The organism is Citrobacter sp. TBCS-14 (genome assembly GCF_005280805.1).
GTDB classification, from domain to species: domain Bacteria; phylum Pseudomonadota; class Gammaproteobacteria; order Enterobacterales; family Enterobacteriaceae; genus Citrobacter; species Citrobacter gillenii.
On record NZ_SZWM01000745.1, the window covers coordinates 218 to 503 of the forward strand.

Here is a 286-nt window from a genome sequence, read left to right on the forward strand (position 1 = left end):
GCTGGCCTGAGACCAGGAGTTACTCATGCGTCCTCCTGCATCAACTGGCGGTATTTCATATGATCCTGATACATCTCGTGGAATACCTGATATTTGCGATCGTAATACTGCTTAATGCGATTAGTCTGCGGGGTAACCGTTTTACCAATCCGGCTCATCGCTGACATTGCTTCCGGGAAGGTATCGAACACGCCTGCGGCGATAGTCCCCATCATGGCGCCGCCCAGCAGCATGGCTTCGCTCTCTTCAGGCAGCAGCATCGCACAGCCGGTGGCATTGGCATGCT

Annotated in this window: 2 pseudogenes (1 of these 2 only partly in view); both read right to left on the reverse strand. The window is 54.2% G+C overall.

What is annotated here, in order from left to right:
- Positions 1–27: pseudogene (locus tag FDX22_RS21050) on the reverse strand (phosphosugar isomerase) (its annotated part extends 217 nt beyond the left edge of the window); the annotation flags it as partial.
- Positions 24–286, reverse strand: a pseudogene (locus tag FDX22_RS21055) (ribulokinase); the annotation flags it as partial. The pseudogenes FDX22_RS21050 and FDX22_RS21055, both read right to left, overlap by 4 nt.